This window comes from Winogradskyella psychrotolerans RS-3 (assembly GCF_000427335.1).
Taxonomy (GTDB): Bacteria; Bacteroidota; Bacteroidia; order Flavobacteriales; family Flavobacteriaceae; genus Winogradskyella; species Winogradskyella psychrotolerans.
This window is the reverse complement of record NZ_ATMR01000042.1, coordinates 35,615-50,811: the sequence shown is the minus strand read 5'-3', so window position 1 is coordinate 50,811 and position 15,197 is coordinate 35,615. Positions and strand designations below refer to the sequence as shown.

Annotated in this window: 12 protein-coding genes; 1 reads left to right on the top strand and 11 read right to left on the bottom strand. The window is 32.5% G+C overall.

Features of this window, described 5'->3' with window-relative positions:
• Positions 1-10 precede the first annotated feature (10 nt).
• On the top strand, positions 11-379 hold the full coding sequence (locus ADIWIN_RS03725) for a DUF423 domain-containing protein (protein WP_020895328.1): 369 nt from the start codon (positions 11-13) through the stop codon (positions 377-379).
• A gap of 165 nt (positions 380-544) precedes the next feature.
• Here ADIWIN_RS03725 and ADIWIN_RS03720 read toward each other — a convergent pair whose 3' ends face one another.
• The 11 genes from ADIWIN_RS03720 to ADIWIN_RS03670 all read right to left on the bottom strand — a co-directional run bounded on the left by ADIWIN_RS03720 (position 545) and on the right by ADIWIN_RS03670 (position 15,127).
• Positions 545-1,576 carry a hypothetical protein gene (locus tag ADIWIN_RS03720; RefSeq protein WP_020895327.1) on the bottom strand — a complete coding sequence of 344 codons (1,032 nt, stop codon included), beginning with the start codon at positions 1,574-1,576 and terminating at the stop codon, positions 545-547.
• A 134-nt stretch (positions 1,577-1,710) separates the two neighbouring features.
• On the bottom strand, positions 1,711-2,169 hold the full coding sequence (locus tag ADIWIN_RS03715) for a hypothetical protein (protein WP_040756469.1): 459 nt from the start codon (positions 2,167-2,169) through the stop codon (positions 1,711-1,713).
• A 149-nt stretch (positions 2,170-2,318) separates the two neighbouring features.
• Positions 2,319-4,727: a LamG-like jellyroll fold domain-containing protein gene (locus ADIWIN_RS03710; RefSeq protein ID WP_020895325.1), complete on the bottom strand. Its 2,409-nt coding sequence runs from the start codon at positions 4,725-4,727 to the stop codon at positions 2,319-2,321.
• A gap of 152 nt (positions 4,728-4,879) precedes the next feature.
• On the bottom strand, positions 4,880-6,778 hold the full coding sequence (locus tag ADIWIN_RS19355; RefSeq protein WP_020895324.1) for a T9SS type A sorting domain-containing protein: 1,899 nt from the start codon (positions 6,776-6,778) through the stop codon (positions 4,880-4,882).
• Between the two features lie 155 nt (positions 6,779-6,933).
• Positions 6,934-8,169, bottom strand: a complete 1,236-nt coding sequence (locus tag ADIWIN_RS03700) for a T9SS type A sorting domain-containing protein (RefSeq protein WP_020895323.1) — start codon at positions 8,167-8,169, stop codon at positions 6,934-6,936.
• Between the two features lie 103 nt (positions 8,170-8,272).
• Positions 8,273-9,025: a LytR/AlgR family response regulator transcription factor gene (locus tag ADIWIN_RS03695; RefSeq protein ID WP_020895322.1), complete on the bottom strand. Its 753-nt coding sequence runs from the start codon at positions 9,023-9,025 to the stop codon at positions 8,273-8,275.
• A gap of 32 nt (positions 9,026-9,057) precedes the next feature.
• Positions 9,058-11,976: a sensor histidine kinase gene (locus ADIWIN_RS03690; RefSeq protein ID WP_235046997.1), complete on the bottom strand. Its 2,919-nt coding sequence runs from the start codon at positions 11,974-11,976 to the stop codon at positions 9,058-9,060.
• 94 nt (positions 11,977-12,070) lie between these two features.
• Positions 12,071-13,048, bottom strand: a complete 978-nt coding sequence (locus tag ADIWIN_RS03685; RefSeq protein WP_020895320.1) for an FAD:protein FMN transferase — start codon at positions 13,046-13,048, stop codon at positions 12,071-12,073.
• 52 nt (positions 13,049-13,100) lie between these two features.
• Positions 13,101-13,478: a DUF8840 domain-containing protein gene (locus ADIWIN_RS03680; RefSeq protein WP_020895319.1), complete on the bottom strand. Its 378-nt coding sequence runs from the start codon at positions 13,476-13,478 to the stop codon at positions 13,101-13,103.
• A gap of 101 nt (positions 13,479-13,579) precedes the next feature.
• On the bottom strand, positions 13,580-14,446 hold the full coding sequence (locus tag ADIWIN_RS03675; protein ID WP_020895318.1) for a DUF4846 domain-containing protein: 867 nt from the start codon (positions 14,444-14,446) through the stop codon (positions 13,580-13,582).
• A gap of 48 nt (positions 14,447-14,494) precedes the next feature.
• The gene (locus ADIWIN_RS03670; protein WP_020895317.1) at positions 14,495-15,127 is read right to left on the bottom strand and encodes a response regulator; all 633 of its coding nucleotides are present in this window, start codon (positions 15,125-15,127) and stop codon (positions 14,495-14,497) included.
• Between the last annotated feature and the right edge of the window lie 70 nt (positions 15,128-15,197).

The window sequence follows — 15,197 nt, the reverse complement described above, 5'->3', positions numbered from 1 at the left end:
ACATACTAAAATGACGCAACATATTATAATTGCAACTGGAGCTTTATTCGGTATGCTAGCCGTAATCTTTGGTGCTTTTGGCGCCCATGCTTTAAAGAAAATCTTATCTACAGATCAATTACATAGTTTTGAAGTTGGCGTAAAATATCAAATGTATCATGCCATTGTTTTGCTAACTTTAGGTCTAAGCGCTACCAACGTTACCTCAGCAACGTATTGGTGCTTCACAATTGGTATTATATTATTCTCGTTTAGTATTTACGGTTTGATTTTATCGGATGCCAAAGGCAAAAAACTTCGGTTTTTAGGACCTGTGACTCCGATTGGTGGATTGTTATTGGCAATCGGTTGGTTGTTGGTGTTGATTCATGCATTATAAGATTAAAATAACCACATTAAAAAAGTACCTAGACTCGTGTAGAATAGCACAAGAAATAATTCTAATTTGTATTGTTTGAAATACTTCATGCTTAAATAAAAAGAAAAGTTAAACTCAAATGAATTAGTCTAACTTTTCGAAATTTTAGAACTAATTTTACTAATATTAGTTTACGTTAACCGTATTCCCACAACCCGAATTTTTGCGATACACTTGTACATTAGTAGAATCATAAGCATTACTTCCACCAGACTTCGTTATTTTTTGTAAATAAGCATCTTGATCACAGCTCCATCTGGCTGTTCCACCAGCACTAATTCTTGTTCCTGGATTACTACTTCCAGCTCTACCTATATAAATTTCATGATTCGAGTTATTACGAAGTGTTACCGTGTTTTTTAACTCTGATGCCTGATAGTTTGCCTCATTCTGTTTTATTCTTCTTTGCAAGTCTTTATACTCTGGCGTAGCTTTTATAGAATCGTTGTAGCGTTTTATTTCTTCGTCTCCTGCTTCTCTTGCGCGTTTAATTTTTGCAATATCTATATTATCCTGGGTAGATATTGGACTCGCTTGTTTGGCTTTCATCGCCGTGACGTAATCGTTGAATATCTTTTCAATATTTACCGTTTGTATATATTTATAGGTTGGTGATTGTCCTGTAGCTTCTAACTTAGCTTTCATACGTCCTAAAAAACCACCTTTCTTCTTTTTCTTCTTTCCTGAGTCTTCTTTTGCTTCGCTACGATCTTTAACCATAACATATACAGCAGTGACATTTTTCACTTCTGGAACACCGTCACTTGGTATGTAACTAATCTTAAATAATAAATCGTCGATTACCATATAACCATCCAGTCCTCTTTTGTAAGTGTTTTTTATGGTCATTACATTTGGGTAACTATCTACTCTATCATAATCGCCTAGTTCAGACGCTCCAAAACCACCATAAGTTTCTGAAACGGGTTTAGCTTCAAAACCCACAGGTTGTCCGGTTGCTAATTTTATTACGGTAATAGCTACTGCTGGTTTTCCACTTACAATAGCTATGGTACCATCGTCATTTATAGATATACCAGAAAACCCTTCGTAGGTTGCTGTCTCACCATTAGCTTCAAGCGCTTCGTAAAAGGTTTTTTGAGCTTGCGCTATGGTCGCTGTAAAAATTAGAGCAACCGTTATCATTATTTTTTTCATAATAGGTTAAATTTTAAGTTTATATCGTGTCAAATATCGAATATGACAGAGCTAAAAAATGAAGTAAGTTTCTGAAATGCCGTTTTTGACTTCTAAAAAATAAGAACTTCTAAAAATTTGAATTAATTCGAAATTTATTCTGAAACCGCTACAACAAACGCTTTAATTTTTTGTTGTGTCATAGCAATAATCTTTGCTTCATTTTTACTATAAAAATTACTATAACTAAAATCTGTCCAGTCTTCGCTATCTGCATCTGCTGCTTTAACCATAACAAAACTTTCGTTATCATATGTAATAACAAAAAGTCCGTAATCGTTATAAAAAACAGGAATTCCTAATTCTTTACTTTCTTCTTTTTGATACTTATAAATTGCAGGCATACATTGAGCACAAGCCGCAATTGCTAATACCTTATCGCCTGCAAACTCTCCATATTGAAAAAGCTTAGATTTGGTTGGCTTATTGCCTATTCCCTTTTCGGCTTCTAATAAATGGTAAGTTCCGTTAATGGCTTCTGTAGGTATTTCATTTTGAGAAAAAAGTACAGATGATGTAAATGCTATAATAAAGTAAGTTAAAATTGTTTTCATAATAAGTTGTTTTTTTAGATTTATACCACAAATATCTATGATGCTGTCGTTGGTTTTGCCTATCGGTTTCTGAACCAATAATTTCAACTTCTAAACAAAAAAAATCACGTAAGCCTTACACTTACGTGATTTCTAAAAAACTATGTATTTTATTGTTTGATAAAACGTTTGGTTGAAATATTTCCGTTTTCATCTTCAATTTTAATTAAAAACAAGCCTTGAGATAAACCAGACACATCAATAGTGGTATGTTGCGTCTTTAAGACTTCGTTTCCTAAAACAGAATAGATAAAGGCTTGCTTAAACGCTTGATCCATTTCTATATTTAACATTAAACTTGTTGGGTTTGGATAGAGTTTAATGTGGTTTTCATTAAAATCAAGATCATTAATCCCTAAAGTAGAATCGTACTCATAAGCTCCCCTATCTACCGTGGTATTTAAAATACGTTGATTTCCTAACAAATCTAGAGAGGTAGTAACATAACTATTATCTCCTGTGTCGATTGCAGATGAGCCTGCCGTTAATTCAAAGTTAGCATTCAAATTAGGGTTTGAAGAACTTGTATTAGTAGTTCCTGAAATAAGTGAAAAATTATTTTCATCTGTATTATGTGTTATTACTCTATTACTACTTACGGTTAATCTTGTATACGTAGAACTAGTTCTACCTATTGCAGGGCTTGTTACTCCACCATTTGCTGTGTTGCCCCAGAAAATATTATTTGCTATATTAAAGTCTTCAAAGATCCCTGTTCTCTTGGAAATTCCTACAACTGAATAATCTGAACTCCATTCACTACCTAAGCTGCTATTGTTTACAAATGTGTTATTTACTAAGTCTGCATAAAGTAGCATGGACCAATAAGCTCTTATTCTTACTGCTGCTGCTCCAACCCCGTCTCTAGCATTAGCAACATCATCAGCGGTTTTATTACCTTTAAATAAGGTATTCGTTATATTAACATTCATAACAGCTCCATTACCTGAACCATGATGAAAGTCACCGCCTGCTCCTGCATTTGCCAAATTATTTTCAATGGTACAAGCATCAATACTTAAAGTAGATAGAGCTGCTGTAGTTGTCATCGACAAACCTGCCCCTGTATACGCCACATTATTTTTTATAATACTATTCTTTAAAGTGAAATTTGCGATGCTTGCTGTTTTAAAAATACCTGCTCCAAAACGATCATCGCCACTTGTAGCATTTGCATAACCATCTTGTATGATTAAACCATCTATAATCAAATCTTCTTGAGTGACTTCTACTACATGATAACTATTATCATCTCTTGTAGCATCACTAAAAGCAACTGTAGCAGCATCATCGTTATTTAAATCGCCACTTAAAATGGTTTCATTTGTTGTATGTATTAGGCTTATATCTCTATCGGCTAGAGTATTTTCTGTACCCGCAAAACCTCCATAAATATTTGCAATTACATTAAAACTAACATTTCTATCTGAAGCATCTGGTTTATAAGTTCCTTTGGCGATCCAAATATTGGTTGCTCCCGAAATAAGGGCATCGTGTAAACTAACAAATGCATTTGCCCAAGTAGAACCATTATTGTTACCCGTTGCATTTTTATCTACATAGGCATGAGTCAATGAAGACAATATAAAATTAGCAGTAACATTCTTATCATCATTCATTAAAACGGTTGTTGTACTTGTGCTTCCCGTAGCATCTCCGGTCCATACATTAAAAATAGAACCAGTATTTGAAGTCGCAGTTAAAGTTACTGTTGTTCCAGAAGTATATGTACCGTAAGATGACGATGGCGCTGGACTTGTTGTTAGTGTACCATCTCCTATAATACTTGTATCTATAGCGTAGCAATTTTCACATAAATTATATAGTGCTGTAATTTCAGTATCACTTAAAGCTCTATTAAAGACTTTAATATCATCAATAGATTTTTTATAATTAGCTACAGATGAAGGTGAAATAGTCAATACCCCATTGCCTAAAAAACTTGTTATATTACTCTGTAAAACAACATTTCCTGTTAGTGTATTATTTAAAACACCATCAATATACACATGAATACTTCTCCAATCTTGAACAGGATGACTAGTACCTTTCAAAAGAATATGATGCCAAGATCCATCATATAGATTATTTACAACAGCACTTTTCGAATCATTTGATTGCCCTCCACTAGAGTTGTATAAACTTCCTGACCAAGTGAGTACATTACCTGATGAAAGCTCTAACCTAAAACCATTAGCCCCATCATACATTTGAATAATACGCTCTGTACTAGTTACTGAATTTGGTTTTAACCAAAAACTTAATGTTAAATCAGTAGAAGTTACAGTTCCTCCCGTAAATTGATCTCCGTTTAATTCAATAGCATTCCCGGCTGTTCCATAACTATCCGTTACAAAAGCAGCTGCACTTCCTGTTTGAATTAAATTACCTGTTCCTGGGTTTGCCTCATTTACCAAACTTCCTCCTGTAAAAGAATAATGTAAAGCTTCATCAATAGGTGTTTGCGCAAAAGCGATACTGCTTACAAAAAGCAGTGCTAACAGTAATTTTGTTTTCATAATAAGTTGTCTTTTAAAATTTATGAAAACAAATATCTACTATAAAGCTTCAAAAAATTGCTGTGAGTTTCTGAAATGCTAATTTCAACTTCTAAACAAAAAATCTCGTAAGCATAACACTTACGAGATTTCTAAAAAAACAAAATTATGTATTATTGTTTGATAAAACGTTTGATTGAAACATTTCCGTTTTCGTCATCAATTTTAATTAAGAATACACCATTTTTTAAGCTAGAAACATTTAACTGTTTATTTTGAGTTTTTAATACTTCTTTACCTAACATAGAATAGACAGTTGCTTGTTTTATGCTTTTAGTCATTTCTATATTTAACATTGAAGTTGTTGGGTTTGGATGTAATGAGATTGAATTTAGATGAAAATCATCTATGCTTAATAATGCTGCACAATCGTCACTATAACTTGCTGTTGGCTCTTTTTGCCATCCTGATGTTGGCGTGAAGCCTGCATCTATTTGAATACAGGTTAAATCTAGGTTGTTAAGTGCATTAAATTGAACTAAATTCGGATTGTATCCATTAGCTATATCTAGACTACTTAGTTGATTATTACTACAATCTAGTCCTTGTAAAGCCGTATTTGCTGAAACATCTAAACTTATGAGCTGATTATAACTACAGCCTAGTCCTTGTAAAGCTGTATTTGCTGAAACATTTATATTGCTTAGTTGATTATTACTACACTGCAACACTCCTAAGGCCGTATTTGCTAAAACGTCTAAACTGGTGAGTTGATTATAACTACAATATAACTGTGTTAAAGCTGTATTCGTAGAAACATCCAAAGCACTTAGTTGATTGGCTTCACAATCTAAATATTCTAAGTCAGTGTTTGCAGAAACATCTAAACTTGTAAACATATTACTACTAATCGAAAGTCTTGTTAAAGCCGTATTTTGTGATACATTTAAACTGCTTAATTGATTAGTATAACATTCTAAATTTATCAAAGCCGTATTTTGTGATACATCCAAACTTGTTAAATTATTATTATAACAGTATAATTGAGTTAAGTTCGTAAACGCCTCAATTCCTGTTAAATCTGAAATAGATAGGTTGCCAACATTTATGGCTCCCGTAAAAGCACTTGCCTCACTACATTGTATTTCTGCATCACCATTGGTGTTTATAGCAGTGTTTCCAACTAAATAAGATTTAAAGTTGGCATCTGGGATATTTACAGTACAAGGTGCCAAATTAGTGTCTGTATATTTATAAATACCTGGTAGTGTTCCAACCACAGCGATATAAATATCTTCACCATCAATATCTATACCTCTTGGATTATTGATCGATTGACCTATGTACGAAACTACTCCTGTACCCGATTTATGAATTTTACGAATATATCCTGTACTTGCACTGCTAATAAAATACAGATAATCATTTACAAAATGAATTCCCCATGGTTTTGGCAAACCACTTTTCACCAATTGAGCCATTGGTGCCGCTGCTGCTAAGTCTATTTTATAGATAGCTCCATTACTGCTGCCTGTACCAGTATATGTAAAATACATAATTGCCCCTTCATTAGTAACATCTGCTATATATTGATGACTTACTGGCAATGAAGCAACAAATACACTCGAGTTAACACCTGTAGCTTTACGTAATTCGTGTAGCGAATTATTATTAGGATTTGTAGATGTAAAATATAATTCATTATTATAAATGTAAACTGTAGACACAGTTCCTGAGGTATTTAATGCTTCATAAGAGCTTGTTGGTATTGTACCTCCAACATAAGCCGATCTAATACCATAACCTGGCACATAAATATTCTGGTTTAGACTCCAAAGATTATAGCCATTATAACTTATACCATTACTAGTGAACCCTGTAGCCACAGTTTCGAAATTATTTGTCCCAACTTGATTTTTATTAGCTCTTAAAAGATTAGCATTACTCGTGGTATAGACATAATCATCCACTACTGTGACACCTCTTGCGTCTCCGCTACCTGATGCAATTCTTGTTTGCGCATAACTTAATGTTGAAATTAACATCAATAATAAAAGTAATTTTGTTTTCATAGGTTAAGAATTTTAAAGTTTATAAGACCAAATATCTTAAACCAGCCTACTACAAATCCAACTTAACTTCTGAAACACCATTTTCAACTTCTAAAGCAAAAAAAATCTCGTAAGCTTTACACTTACGAGATTTCTAATAAAAACAAAACTATGTATTATTGTTTGATAAAACGCTTGGTTAAAACGTTTCCGTTTTCGTCTTCTATTTTAATTAAAAATAAGCCTTTTGTTAAACCAGACACATCAATGTTTTTATGCTGCGTTTTTAAGACTTCTTTTCCTAAAACGGAATAGATGGTTGCTTGTTTAAACTCTTGGTTCATTTCTATATTTAAGATTGAAGTTGTTGGGTTTGGGTGTAATGAGATTGAATTTATATTAAAATCATCTACACTTAATGCTGCGCAATCGTCACTATAACTTGCTGTTGCATCTTTTTGCCAAGTTGTTGGCGGTGTAAAACCTGCGTCTATTTGAATACAAGTTAAGTTAGGATTGTTAGAGGCAATAAAGTCGTTACTGCCAGTAAACGAAGCATTGTTTCCATTAGCAATATTTAAACTCGTTAATGCATTACTAGAACAATTTAGTTTATATAAAGCTGTATTAGCTGAAAGGTCTAAATTTGTTATAGCATTACTGTGACAATACAGTTCTTCTAATGCTATATTATTAGACAAATCTAAACTTGTTAATGTATTAAATGCGCAATATAAATTTGTGACATTTACAAAAGCTTCAATACCTGTTAAGTCAGAAATTGATTCATTATATAAATAAATCTGCCCTGTAAAAGCAGTCGCTTCACTACACTCAATTTCTGTATTTCCGTTTGTGTTTATAGTCGGTTGTGCTACTAATGCTGCCTTAAAATTGGCATCTGGTATGTTTACTGTACAAGGTTCAGCAATAGAAACATCAAAATTTAAATCGAAATTAGGCTGTGGAATTATTGTCCCGTTATCACTTTGAAAAAAAGTACCACCTGAATAACCTCCAGCAAAATCAAATAAAATATCAACGTTGTTTATGGTAATTTCAAAAGTATATTGGACATTATTAACCATATTTACAACACCTGTAATATCTACTCTAATAGGATCGTTAGCTTGACTTACTGTAATTGCAGGATGTGATTGCGTGTATATTGGTGAACCGCTTACCTGATTTCCAGAAAATATCTTTAAGGTTCCAGCTGGAATTGTACCTGCAGATGCGGCTAAGAATTGCACATATTCTAAAGCCCCATCACATTGAGCTATAAAACCCTGACCACAACTGTAGTTAGGACTAAGACTACCAGTTCCCTGATTAAAGCTTGTGGTGCATTGTTGTGCTTGCATATTTAAAAAGCTAAATACTGCGAGTAATAAAAGTAATTTTGTTTTCATAATAGGTTAAGAATTTTAAAGTTTATAAGACCAAATATCTTAATCCAACCTACTAAAAATGACAATGAACTTCTCAAACACCACTTTGGACTTCTAAAGCAAACTACCCTATATTTTGAACAATGGTTAAAAACTCTTCCTTTTTATCTTTTGAGACAGAAACCGTTTCATCGTTATCCATTATAATATAACCGCCATCTTTTTTATAATATTCTTTAATATACTTTAAGTTGATTAAGTACGAACGATGTGGTCTGTAAAACATAGGAATAGTATCTAATAATTCTTCAAAATGTTTTAATGGCTTACTGATTAACAGCTCTGAAGCATCTTGCACATGAACTTTGGTGTACATACCATCTGCCTTTAATAGGATGATATCATCAAAATTCACAAACTTGATACCATCTGCAACTGGAAGTGCTATTTTTTTAAAATTAGACGATTTTAAACTTTTCTGAAGCTCATCTAATTTGATGTTAATATGAGATTTCCCTATGTTAATAATCGCTTTATCAATTGCATCACTAAGCTTATCTAATCGCAGTGGTTTTAATAAATAATCTACAGCCGAAAGTTCAAAAGCCTTAATAGCGTATTCGCTATAAGCCGTTGTAAATATAATTTCGAAATTACGATGTGTTTCCTCCAAAAAATCAAAAATTTCTAAACCCGAATGCTCTGGCATTTCAATATCTAAAAATACAATTTGTGGTTGTTCAGCTTTTATAATTTGGACTCCACTTAACAAATCTTCAGCGGTAAAAACAGTAGTCACTTTTTGGCAATTCTCCTCTATTAGTATCTTAAGCAATTTTCTTGCTTTAGGTTCGTCGTCTATAATTACTACTTTCATATGTGTTTATTTTATTAGAGCATGTTTAATGATTAATCTGTAGTGTATGGGATTGTAATATCAACTTGCGTACCTACAGGTATATCTTTATCAAACAGATCGGTAATAATGACACCAACTTGTTTTTCCTTTCCGTAGTTTAATAATGCTAATCGATCTTGAGTAGCTTTAGTAGCAAAAGACGGATGACTTTTACGACTTCTCGATTTAAATTTTTCAGCTTGTGCTCTACCAACACCATTATCTACAATAATACATCGTACTGTTTTTGATTCATCATTTATAAAGAAATTGATTTTTAAATTCCGATCTATTTTACGATGTAACAATCCATGTTTTAGAGCATTTTCTACATAGGGTTGAATAAGCATGGTAGGAATATTAGCTTCGTCTGGCTTTAAACTGCCAGATGTTGAAATGCTATAATGTAATTTATCCTCAAAACGTAACTTCTCTAATTCTAAATACATTTCCAAACAATCAATTTCTTCTTGTAAGGTAATCTTCCCCTTGGTGCTATGGTTTAAGTAAGTTCTTATTAAATCTGCGAACTTTCCCAAATATATAGTTGCTAATATTTTTTGGTTTAAAACAATATATTCTTGTATCGAATTTAACGCATTGAATATAAAATGCGGATTCATCTGCGAGCGTAAATTTTCTAGCTTTAAAGCGATTAACTCATTATCTAAAGAGAGTTGTCTAATCTCTAATTCTTTCGCTATTTCCTTCTTTTTTAATTTCCTTTTGTAATACAAAATAATGAGACCTACAAAAGATAAACTGTAGGCTAAAATAAACCACCACTTTTTCCAATATGGCAATTTGATATTCAATTTAATACTTTTAAGGTTAGCGTCAGTCCCGTCAATAATTGATGTTGGCCTTACCTGAAACGTATATTTACCCACTGGTAGACTACTATATTTTACGGTATTCACACCTAAATCTGTAGTAATCCAATTACTATTATAACCAACTAAACGGTATTGATACGTTTTATTTATATTGTATAAAATACCATTGACATTAAAACTAAATTGTACTGAATTCTGATTATAATCTAAATCATAATCCGTTCCTAGATCAGTCGATTCTTCATTAATCTTTATGTCGTTAAAATAAATTTCGGGTTGTGACGTCGTTTTAAATACCTTCTCTTTATCAAAAGAAAAAATGCCCTTATTTGAAGACAATACCACGCGGTTCTTTAAGACTTCGATTCCTGAAATTTTATAAGATAAAAGACCATCTGTCTTAGTTAAATTTTTAAAATCTTTGTTATCCGTATTAAATACTTGCAAACCTTTTGGTGTCGCTATCCAAACCGAATTTTCATCAGCCTTTAAATATTTAATCTGATCAGACAACAAGCCTTCTTCTGTAGTGTAATGCGCAATAACTTGATTATCCCTTATTGCAAAAATTCCATTTTTAAACGTTCCCACCCAAACGATGCCATCTGCAGTTTCCGTAATAGAAATAGCTAAAATCTCTTTGTCATTATAGCGTATTGTGGTTGCTTTAAAATCGTTATCTAAAACTAATAAATCATCTACATAGCCAACAAAAATAGTATTACTATTTTCATTATAATAAGTTGTATAGATGCGCTTATTTTTAGAAAATGTCTTTACTGATTCTGCTTTATTATCCATAAAAGCCAATCTGATGTACGTTCCAAAAAGTGTCATCGTTTCATTAACACGAGAAAAACTTTTCACACCAAGAAATTCATGTTTTTTTATGGTTTCTAATGTCTTGTTATTTACAAAATAAGCACCATCGTCGATACTTACATAACTATATCCAATATTAGAATTATACTGTATTGCAGAGACTTTATTACCCAGGTTAGAAGATGCTTTATAAGTAGAAGCATCAACGTTTAAAAACCCTACGACTCCACTTTTAGAACCAAAAAACACAAGCGAATCATTCACCTTATCGATAGCCATAATATCATCGCTGTTTTCAGGCAATTTATGTTTTACAACCTCTATATTCGGTATTAGATGAACACCATTAGTAAGTGTGGACACCCAAAAATTTTGATCTTTATCAATGATAACGTCAGTAACGATTTCATCTTCTAATATTTGGTTTTTAAGTGTGAATTCATTTTTATCATTTTCATAAATATAAATTCCGGTATTGGTTAACACCCACAAATTACTCTCTATGACCTTTATAGCAATGATTCTTTTATTTTTCAGAAGTTCTAATCCTATTGTAGCATCCGCAGTGCCTGTATTTAGGTTGATACTTCTGAACATGTTTTTATGCTTAAATTGTTGAGAAAAAAATAAAATCTCATTTAGTTTAAAAACTTGACCTTGTCCTGTAATCATACCTTTAATATCACGATAGTGAATATTAAGCACAAACTGATTGGTCTCCTTAAAATCATTATTGAATATTTTTACAGCATCAAAACTAATCAACATGTAGCCCGTATCTAGAGGCATCAATCTTGCCCCACCATTTCCATAAAGTTCTCTTAAAAGAATCTTCTTGGTAATTAAATCAATAACATATAACGAACGACTTGTTGTAATTAAAAGTTTGTTGTCTCGTATTCTATAATTCCCTAACTGCCCTTTTAATTCCTCTTTTAAATCTATAAAGGTAATGAGTTGGTTGTTTTCAACATAAAAGAACTGTCCTGAAATATTAGTACACCATATACGGCCTTGTGTATCTTCAAAAAGTCCAAAAACAGATAGGCCTCTTTTTTCTGCGTTAGTATATTGGGTATACGCTTTGCCATCATAACGATACAAACCACTCTCTGAAGCCAACCAAATAAATCCTTTACTGTCTTCTAAAACCCCGTAAAATTCAATATCTGGTAAGCCATCTTTTTCAGTAAGATGAATAGACACAGGTTCTTGGGCGCACAAAAAATGCAAGCCTAGTAGCAATACAATAAAAAGTAGTGTTTTCTTCAACATTTAAAAATTGTAGTTAAAACTACAATAAAATACAAATTGTAAGCCTATAAGCTTTTAAAAGTGTGTTTTTAACTGCTGAAAGTTGTTGTTTCTATTGTGGAAAGTTATTTAATGAAAGGGTTTCAAGTTCTTTCGCTTCATTCTCAAAAATAATAAACACTTTTAGTTCAGAATGTCTTTCTGTGAAAGCTTTTACCTTTTCAACTCCCATAGCCTGAAATGCGGTTGCATAAGCATCAGCCGTCATACAATCTTCTGCAAGAACAGAGACACTAAGAATATTTGTTTTTGAAGGATAACCTGTTTTCGTATCTATTATATGTGCATAACGATTACCGTTGTCATCAATTTTAAATTTACGGTACGTGCCAGAGGTTGCCATCGCTTCATCTTGCAACGGAATGACTTTAGAATAGGATTGTTCTCCTTCAAAATTTGGATCGTCGATACCCACTTTCCAAGGTGATTTTTTATCAAGATTAATACCTCTTACGCGTATTTCTCCTCCGATTTCAACTAAATAATCGGTTACATTCTTGCTTTCTAAAAACTCACCAATAACATCCACACCATAACCTTTTGCAATAGCATTAAAATCTAAAAACGATTTAGAACTTTTAACAATTTTATTATCCCTCAATCCCATGCGATTATATCCCACAGCCCTCATTAAACTATCTATAGTCGTGCTATCTATATTGGTGATTTTTCCTTCTGGCCCAAAATCCCATGCATTCACTACCGATCCGATGGTAGGATCAAAAGCTCCTTCAGTTGCTCTGTAAATTTCTTTGGATTTATTAAAAACACGCGTAAAATGTGCGTCTAATTCTACGCTTTCACCTTTATTAATTCTAGATATTTTTGAATCCGGAATATAGGTAGACATCGATTCATTAATTACAGCAAAAAGACTATCGAACTGTATTTTATAATCTGAATCATCCGTTGTGTAATATTGGATATTATAAGCTGTTCCAAATACAGGGCCACTAATTTTAGTGTTTTCAGGTTCTTGATTACAAGAAAAAACAATGCTAATTATAAATAGGTAAACTATTTTTTTCATAAATATGTAGATTGATTTAGACTGTGATTATTCGAATAAAGCGAATGCTGTATTAATTCAAATTCATTTCAATAACCTGAATCCCGTTATACTCAATAAGATATTCTTCATCTAAATAAATCGGTAAGTCTTCACCTTCAGGATTCCCCAAACCAACACCTGCGTATAACACTTTCGCATCTTTATCGAATGCGTGTTTTTTAAAGGTCTCCATCCAAACCACATCGTAATTATTAGGATTTTCTGGTAAAATAGCAGCACGCACCACGACAAAATAATACTGATTATTTTTGTCGATACAGACAAATTGCGGATGGCGTTTTAGCTTGCTATTAATCGCAATAAATTCAAAACCACGCGCTTCTAGGTCTTTGCCAACATGGTTCATGGCGAGATTGTGTACTTCTTGAGGTGTTAGTGGTTTACTCATATTAAATTTTGACTTTTACAAAGATAAAGTCTTGATGAGATATTTCCGAATATAACTGTAGAATAAAGAATTTTTGAAGCCTAGCCAATAATGTTTCTATATTATTTAAACCGCACAAATTTAGAATTTCCAAACGTATAATTTGAAACTGAAATCACGGCATCATCTTCCAATTGATACCATGGAGAAATACCAGCATCTTCCATATTCTTAACCAAATGCACACTTTGGGCTGGTGTATTACCTTGAAATAATAAAAATAATTTCTCGCCTTTATCATTAATCACTTCATCTGCAATCATAACAATATGTCCGGGAGAACCTCCTTTAATAAGCATATCACCGATTTTTAAATCTTTTGCAGCAACAGATTCCAACTCATTGAAAAGCGATAAAGTACCAGAATACATGTAAATTAAATTCAAGTATTTATAGAAGTTTTCTTTTGTAGTATTAGCATTAGCCGTTTTATGAAACGTTACTTTATTACCGTTAATTTTAGGTCTATACCCTTCTGCATATTTGGTCCAAGAACAATAATGCCCAGACGTAAAGTTGAAACCTATTTCATCTTTTCTATTATTATCCCATAAGTATTCACTTCGTATCCGAATTAAGGCATCCGCACATTGTTGTAGTCCGTTTTTAGGTACAGGAATCTCTAAAATGCCAATGTGTCCTCTTTGCCAAAAATAATTGGTATCATCGTAATTGATAATTTTACTTCCAAAAGCTTTCAGTTTGTAATTTCTAAGATACTCTTGAAAACTTCCTTGTCTATAATTCACGCGTTTATACCCCTCAGGACTATTAACTCTTGATGCAATCGTTAGACTATCTTTATTAATGAGACTTGGTGTTTCAATACTTGATTTAACGATACTAACCACCTTTTTTACTGGTTTAAACTGAAATGCTAAAACAGCAAGTGATGTTAAGATTAAAATGGCGAGTAGAACTTTTTTCATACTTTAAATAACGACAAAAAAATCTATTTTCGTATGTTGAGGATTGAATTATAGTTCGTTATCGTAAGATTTCCGAATCAATTCGGCTTTACTATTAATCTCTAAAGCCTTGTAGATATTCTTAATATGCGTACGCACCGTATCAATGGAAACAAACAAATCATTAGCAATCATTTTGTAACTTTTGCCATCTACAATTTCTGCAACAATTTCTTTTTGTCTTGGCGTTAACAAATTGCTTTTATGCTGTTTTGGAGCAAAGGTATTCACTATTTTGCGTGCAATGGAAGGTGACATATAAGAACCACCTTTACTCACCACTTCTATAGCTTCTTTTATTTTTTTAAGCGGTGTTTTCTTCGATAAATAAGAACAGGCTCCGGCACATAATGCCTTATAAATACTATCATTATCTTCAAACGTGGTTAACATAATGATATCTACTTTGGGAAGTTCGTTTAAAAGTAACGGAATCCCTTTAATACCAGACATGCCTAATAAGTTGATATCGAGAAGAATTATCTCTGGCAACTTTTTAAGTGATTTAATCGATGTTAAAAAGTCTTCAACCGAAGACGAAATCTGTACACATTCTATTTCAGGTTGGGCATCAAAAAAGGCGTTCAGGCTTTCCTGAATTAACTCATCATCTTCTATAATCCCCAAGGTAATCGTATTCATTTTTTGAATGTGAAAGACTTTTATTTTATCACCATTTCAAAAGCTAAAAAAGTGATATCTATTCAATAGT